The 7,418-nt window shown below is 59.6% G+C and carries 5 protein-coding genes and 1 riboswitch (1 of these 6 running past the window's edge); all 5 genes read right to left on the bottom strand.

Features of this window, described 5'->3' with window-relative positions:
* Nucleotides 1–523 carry the beginning of an NCS2 family permease gene (locus ACZF99_RS03990; protein ID WP_483609294.1) on the bottom strand. It extends 881 nt beyond the left edge of the window, so 523 of the gene's 1,404 nt are visible here — the first part of the coding sequence; the start codon lies at nt 521–523; its stop codon lies beyond the left edge, outside the window.
* A 221-nt stretch (nt 524–744) separates the two neighbouring features.
* A riboswitch (purine riboswitch) is annotated at nt 745–845 on the bottom strand.
* 346 nt (nt 846–1,191) lie between these two features.
* Complete coding sequence (gene guaA, locus ACZF99_RS03985; RefSeq protein ID WP_483609292.1) at nt 1,192–2,730, bottom strand: glutamine-hydrolyzing GMP synthase; 1,539 nt, start codon at nt 2,728–2,730, stop codon at nt 1,192–1,194.
* A 77-nt stretch (nt 2,731–2,807) separates the two neighbouring features.
* The gene (locus ACZF99_RS03980; protein ID WP_483609290.1) at nt 2,808–5,195 is read right to left on the bottom strand and encodes a transglutaminase-like domain-containing protein; all 2,388 of its coding nucleotides are present in this window, start codon (nt 5,193–5,195) and stop codon (nt 2,808–2,810) included.
* Nucleotides 5,182–6,417 carry a DUF58 domain-containing protein gene (locus tag ACZF99_RS03975; RefSeq protein WP_483609288.1) on the bottom strand — a complete coding sequence of 412 codons (1,236 nt, stop codon included), beginning with the start codon at nt 6,415–6,417 and terminating at the stop codon, nt 5,182–5,184. The genes ACZF99_RS03980 and ACZF99_RS03975 overlap by 14 nt, the downstream gene beginning before the upstream one ends.
* A complete protein-coding gene (locus tag ACZF99_RS03970; RefSeq protein WP_483609286.1) occupies nt 6,414–7,382 on the bottom strand; it encodes an AAA family ATPase in 969 nt (322 codons plus the stop codon). The genes ACZF99_RS03975 and ACZF99_RS03970 overlap by 4 nt, the downstream gene beginning before the upstream one ends.
* Nucleotides 7,383–7,418: the final 36 nt, after the last annotated feature.

Raw genomic sequence — 7,418 nt, 5'->3', positions numbered from 1 at the left:
ATGTATGCGCAGGAATATCTTGTCCCGCTTCCACGCCGATGGACATCAGTCCGCTGTTCTTGAGACCGATAATCGTGATGAACAGGCCGATACCAACGGTAATTGCATGTTTCAAGGAATCCGGAATCGCATCCAGAAGCATCTGACGAACCTTCGTCAACGTCAACAGGATAAAGATCAAACCGGAAATAAATACGGCCGTTAATCCCATTTCCCATGTAAACGGATGATCTGTTGCTGCCGAGGCCAGTACTACGGAAGCAAAGTAAGCGTTCAGCCCCATACCTGGAGCAAGGGCTACCGGGAAGTTAATGAAGAGCCCCATAGCGATCGTAAAGATACCAGCCGAGAGTGCCGTAGCCAGGAAAACAGAATACCAGCCCATTTCAATCTGACCAAAAGCCGTAAGCGTGTTAGGGTTGACCGTGAGAATATAAGCCATTGCCATGAATGTCGTGATCCCGGCCATAATCTCTGTACGAACATTCGTACCGTTCTGTTTCAGCTTAAAAAAGCGATCCATGATAAAATTACTCCCCCTTAGAATTTGACAATCCAGGTTCAAAAAGCTGGCATTATAGCACCACTTGTTGAATTCCCTTCGGAAAACGGCAAAAAACCCGAGGCGTCATCCCTCAGGTACCGTACATCCAGAAGAAACGCAGACGTTTGGGAAAACCCAAAGGCTTCCGAAAGCAAGCGGCCTATAAGCCCGGATGACCAAGCTCTTGCCTAACCAGCTTCTAGTACGTTTCTTCCTTTCGTAGCCAGATCATTTACGGTGACCTCGTAGAGACTTCCGGGCCCATTCCCGGAATTATACGAAAGAACTATGTGGTTTTGTCGATATCCTGACAAGCCCTGCAACGAAGGCTTATCACATGATTTATTCTAGGCGGAGGCCTCCAACTTGTCAACAGAAAAAACGAATGTTCGATAAAGCTCGAGTCATTATCGTTCGCCATTTGAACAAATCGTGAAAATATACATTGAATTCAAAATAACCGACTACCTGCATCTGGGCGCGACGCATGATCCGTCCTCTATGCTAGGCGCCAAGATGAGCGGGATAGCAAAAAAACAACCCTGAATATCGAAAGCTCCGTTCAAAACTAAAACTAACAAATAAATGCTCTCTTTTAGATGCCCGGTTAAGGCAAATAAAAGAGAGCATTCGTTATTTTATCCAACCTATTCCCATTCGATCGTCGCCGGCGGCTTGGACGTAATGTCGTACACCACGCGGTTCACGTTGTCGACTTCATTGACGATCCGTACCGAAATCTTCTCCAGCACGTCCCACGGGATACGCGCCCAGTCGGCGGTCATGCCGTCGATGGACGTTACGGCGCGGATGCCCACGGTGTAGGAGTAAGTGCGGGCATCGCCCATGACCCCTACGCTGCGCATGTTCGGCAGTGCCGTAAAGTATTGCCAGATCTCGCGATCGAGACCCGCTTTGGCGATTTCATCGCGCAGGATGTAATCGGAATCCCGAACGATCTGCAATTTCTCTTCGGTGACTTCGCCCAATACGCGGATGGCGAGCCCCGGTCCCGGGAACGGTTGTCTCCACACGATTTCCCGAGGCAGTCCCAGCTCTTCGCCGACTTTGCGCACTTCGTCCTTGAACAGCGTGTTCAGCGGCTCGATCAGCTTAAACTTCATATCTTCCGGCAGCCCGCCCACATTGTGGTGGGATTTGATCGTTTGGGCCGTCGCGGTGCCGCTCTCGACAATATCCGTATATAACGTCCCTTGGGCGAGGAATTTGAAGTCGTCGAATTTGGCCGACTCCTCGTCGAACACGTAAATAAACTCGTTGCCGATGATTTTCCGCTTCCGTTCCGGATCATCCACACCGGCCAGCTTCGAGAGGAAACGCTCGCGCGCGTCGATCTTGACGACCTTCATGTCGAACTTGCCGACGAAGGTCTCCATGACGCTCTCCGCCTCGCCTTTCCGCAGCAGCCCGTGATCGATAAACATACAGGTCAGTTGGTCGCCGATCGCTTTATGAATCAGCATCGCTACGACCGAAGAGTCCACGCCGCCGCTCAAAGCGCACAGCACCTTGCCGTCCCCGACTTGGTCGCGAATATCGCGCACGGCATCCTCGATAAACGTCTCCATGCTCCAGTTGCCTTCGCACCCGCAAATTTCGTACAGGAAGTTGCGGATCATTTCGTTGCCGTGCACGGAATGCCGCACCTCCGGATGGAATTGCACGCCGTACATCTTGCGGTCCGGGTTCGCGAACCCGGCAATCGGCGCATGTTCCGTCGAAGCGTCGACCACGAAGCCGTCCGGAAGCTGGGTCACGTGATCCCCGTGGCTCATCCAAACCGTCTGCTTCGCATCCAGTCCGCGAGTTAATGCCGAATGTTCGGCAAAATCAACGTCCGCTTTGCCGTACTCGCGTTTCTCCGCGCGTTCCACCTTGCCGCCGAGCTGGTGAGCCATGAGCTGCATGCCGTAGCAGATGCCGAAGATCGGCACGCCGATATCGTACACGGCCGGGTCGATGTGCGGCGCATCCTCCGCGTAAACGCTGGACGGTCCGCCCGAAAATACGATGCCTTTCGGCGCGATTTCCCGCAGGCGTTCCACCGGCGTATTAAACGGCAGCAATTCGCTGTACACGCCCAAATCGCGGATCCTTCTTGCAATTAACTGATTGTATTGTCCCCCGAAATCAAGGACCACAATCATTTCATTTGGCTTATTCATGACCGAGCCTCCCTCAAATTATGACACCTATTATACGAAACGACAAAACAGGTCGTCAAGGAAACCCGGACGCCAATTCAGCGCCGGCGAAACGCCAAATTCCGGCATTGTTTCAGGAATTTCACGCTTTCCTGCCGCTCCGGCCGCAAGCCCCCGTAGTAAATCATCTCCCAGGTTTGCACGAATTGCTTGGCCGACTCCGCCTGTACCTTATCTTCGATAAAAGCGGCCTGGATATATTCACGCGCGGTCAAGGCCGCCGGTTTGGGCCCGTAGGCCAAAGCCAGCTCGCGCCATACCCGATCCGCCGAAGCCAGCAGCTCGCGGCGGCCGGGAAAGGCGCTTCGCATAGGTAGCCGTGCGAACGCCAGCGGAAGCAGATGCCTGTGCCGCTTTACTTCCCTTGTAAGCAGCAAGACGAAACCTGCGCAGAGCGCCAGGGCAGTCCAATCGAACAGGCGCAGCCGCGGATTCAACCCGGCGAATTGCTTTGCGGCCAGTTCGCTAAGCTGCGGCTGCAGGAGCTTGGCAACCTTGCTTGCTTTGGCCAGCATCGGAAAGGCCGCTTCAGTATCCGCGCCACTCGATCCAGGGTCCTCTAAGGTGCTTACGCTTAATGCCATGGATTCGCCAAAACCCGGCGTCGGATCAAAAGCTACCCAACCGGTTTCGGGAAAATACACCTCCACCCACGAATGCGCATCGGCATAGGTAACGGTATAACGATGCAATTCGGCGGAATCGGCGCCGCCGGCAGAGGAAACCGGCACAAGGTCGGCACCCGCCTCGGCAGCGGCCGTTGCGGCGGATGGCGCCGGGTCGCCCGGCGCGAAGCCCTTGATCCAACGGGCCGGGATCCCGCCGCTGCGAAGCAAAACAACCATCGCCGTCGAGAAATGATCGCAATAGCCGATGCGGTCGACGAACAGAAAGCGGTCGACGAAATCGGCGCCTTCCGGCGGCTGACGGGAATCCAGGCTATAAGCGTAACGATGCTTCAGGTAGCTTTCGACGGCGGCGGCCGCATCGTAGCGGCTGCTTTCTCCGGCGACAAGCTGTTCGCCCAGCTTCCGCACCCGCTCCGGCAGCGCTTCCGGCAACTGCAGGAAACGGCCTCGAACCTCCACGGGATCCGGCCCCTCTTCTTGACGCAGCTCGGCTGCGGACGCCGTTGACACCGACGACGTCAGCTCATAGCCGTAAATTTGCTCCGCCGGGGCGGCATAATCGACGATAAACGCATCGGCCCAGGCGTCGAAACGGGGATCCAACTGCACCGGCCGATTCCGGTCTCCGGCGACGATCCGTTCCGTCTGAACCGGAAGCCCGCCGGACAGCAAGGCTACCCGCCCGGTCAACGGCGACTCGAACGTCACCGTTTGCCGGATCAGCTCCCGGCCGGTGTCGACGCCGGCTGCGGCAGCGACGGATTCGCCCCCGAAGCCGCCGGAGCGCTCCGTCCCGGCGATCGTGGGCGCGCCTTCCCCGGCCGGCTGAATCCAGCCCCGGCCGGTGTACACGCTTTTGCTTTCGCCGCGCCAGTACGTATTGTACGGCGACAACGCCGTAAAATACGGGTCATGGCGAAGGCGCAGCGGCGCGCCCAGCTTGGAGTCGTCCCGGCCGTAGCCGGATACGCTGACCGCCGCGGCGCCGCCCGGCTGGCCGGTCAGCTCGGCTCCGCTCCAGTCCGACAAGCTGCGGGCCACCTGCTCCCAGGAGATCGCCCGCACCGGCTGCAGCGGCAGCAGCGAGCTGAGCAGCGCGGCGCCGGCCACACAGACGAGCACGACGCCCCCGCCGGCCACGCTCCCGGTCCCCCGGCTCGGCCCGGACTCGCCGCGATGGAACGCCGCCGCTTGCAGCGCCAGGCCCAGCGCCGCCGAGCGGATGACGCCCAGATACAGTTCCAAGCCGGCGGCAGCTTCCAGCACCAGCAAATAGACCACCGTGGCCGTCAAGAACAGCAGAATGCTCTGACGCGACAGCGCCAGCAGCTGTACGGACATGACCAGCAGCGTCCAGCCGATCAGGAGCAGCAACGCCCGCGTCTCCATGCTGATGGCATAAAGCCTGCCCGTCCCCAGGAACTCCTGCAGATCGGCGGCTAGGGTTTGGGCGTAACCGGCAAACCAGGCCAGCCCTTCCTCCCGTCCGAACAAATACAGCATGGCACCGGCGATAAATAGCGGCGGCAGCGGCGCAAACAAGCCGGACGGAAGCCGTAAGCAGCCGACGAACAGCAACGACCCGGTTAGTACCAAAAATAACGGAAGCAGCTCCGTTTGTCTTTCGGGCATCAAGGCATGCAGAGGATACAACCATTCCCCAAACAATCCGAACAGCAGCAGTGTGATCAAAATACGAAGACCGACGGAAGGCGCAGAATAACCGCCCCGCCGGGACGGAACTGCGGCAGTCCATGGGCCTCCGGCCGTGAGCTCCACATGCTTAGGCGCTGACATGCCCGCTCGCCTCCTTCCGCCGGGACTTCGTCCGATACAGCGTGAGGTCCGCCACCGTGACGCCCCGATCCCGCAGCCGGGCGGCCAACTGAATCGGTTGCCCCGATCCGCCGAGCCCGCCGGCGCACCAGACTTCCGCGGCCACCCCAAGCTCGGCCAGATGCAGCATATCGCCCGCCAATTCAGGCGTAAGCGTGCCGGTGATGACCGTGAGGCTTTGCCCTTGGGAAAGGACCTCGGACCAATCCCGCCGCAGCAATTCTCCGGCGGACAAGCCGCTCCCCAAGCGAAGACCGGCGAGCTGCTCCAGGCCGTCCATCATGCCTTCGCGACCGGTCACCCGGCAGGCTCCGGCCAACGCTCCGTGGCCGAATCGGAGCTCTCCGGCGTCGGTGGCGCCCGCCTCGCGCGCTAGCCACGTTGCGGCAGCCGAAATCGCCAGCTCGAAGCCGGCGGGTGAAGCGTAATCCCCTTGCTTCGTGCCGAGCAGCAAATAGCGCGGCATGACGCCTTGCTCCTCGGGAATGCGGGAAAGGAGCTCGCCTTTCTTGGCCGAGTATTTCCAATGAATCCGCCGCAGCGGATCACCCGGCGTATAAGGTCTCAAACGGCCGGGAGCCGGGGACGGGACAACCGGCTGGGGCTGCCATGCCCCGCCGCCTTCCTGCTCACCCCGTTCCTCCGTCTCCGGCGGGTTTGCCGCCAGCGGCAAGGGATGGATAATCATCGTCTCTGCCCCGACGGCACGACGGCTTCGCTTAAACCAACCGAACGGATCACCCCAGGTCAACCTTACGGCCATTTCCTTATACACGCCCCGGGACAAGCCTTGGATCGTATATGTTGTCCGATAATTCCGGCGGAATCCGGCGAAAAACAAACTACCGCCCCGGACTCCCGGGCGGTTCGTTCCTTGTCCTGCTGAGGCAGCCCCTGCCAGTTCGTCCTCAACCTGCAGCCAGATCGGCGGCAGGCCTCCTTCGCAGCAGATCGTCAGTGTGACCTTGATCGGCTCGCCGGCAACCGGAAATTCCGGCTTCCAAGCGCGCTCGACCTTGAATCGTCTCGGACCGAGCGCTTGCACCAGCCCGCCTTGCAGCAGGATCAATCCGGCCAGCAGCAGCAAGAACAAAGCCGACACCCCGCCGCGCCAAGCGTACCAACCCCAAAGCGCTCCGGCAAACGCGAGCGCCACCGGCCATACCCAACCCGTCCGTTTCATGACGAAGCCCTCGTCGCCCGCGCGAAAATCGGTACATTCACCTTGCTCAGCACATCGGCCAGCGCCTGCTCTCCCCCGATTCCGGCGAGCTTCGCTTCGGTCCGAAGCACAATCCGGTGCGTCAGCACGGCGGGGGCAACCGCTTTGACATCGTCCGGCGTAACGAACGAACGCCCCTTGAAATAGGCCATGGCCTGCGCCGCGCCCATCCAGGCGAGCGTTGCGCGCGGACTTAAGCCCAGCGCGATTTGCGGATGGCGCCGGGAAACGTCCGCCGCTCCAACCATATACCGCTTGATTACGTCGTCCACCAAAACGCCGCGCGCCTGACGCTGCATGGCGGCCATTTCCTCCGGCAGCAGCACCGGCTTCAGCTCGGCGGGATTCGGCGGATCCTGCATCCGGCCGAGCATATCGACCTCCTGTTCCGGCTCGGGATAACCCAGTGTCAACCGCATCAGAAACCGATCCAGCTGCGCCTCCGGCAGGCGGTAAGTCCCCTCGTATTCCAGCGGATTTTGCGTAGCCAACAACAAGAAAGGCTTCGGCAAAGCCCGCGTCACTCCGTCGATCGTCACTTTTCGTTCTTCCATTGCTTCGAGCAGCGCCGACTGGGTCCGCGGCGCCGCCCGGTTGATCTCATCGGCAAGCACCACATTGGCAAATACCGGGCCCGGACGAAACTCGAACTGGCCGCTTTGCGCATGGTAAACCGTTACGCCGGTTACATCGGACGGCAGCAGGTCCGATGTGAACTGGATGCGGCCAAACGACCCGCCGATGCAGGCCGCCAGCGTGCGAACCAGCATCGTTTTTCCCACGCCGGGCACATCCTCCAGCAAAATATGACCGCCGCTCAGCATCGCCACCACCGCGAGCTCGATCTCCGCTTTTTTCCCTACGATCACCCGATCCACCTTGTGGACGAGCCGCTCCAGCAGCGCCTGCGCTTGATCGTGATTCATCGTGACTTCCCCTCCATTTCTAAACCATGGCCTTAA

This window comes from Paenibacillus sp. JL3B1040, from assembly GCF_057063165.1.
The sequence above is the reverse complement of the archived record's forward strand: the minus strand, read 5'-3'. Positions and strand labels throughout refer to the sequence as shown.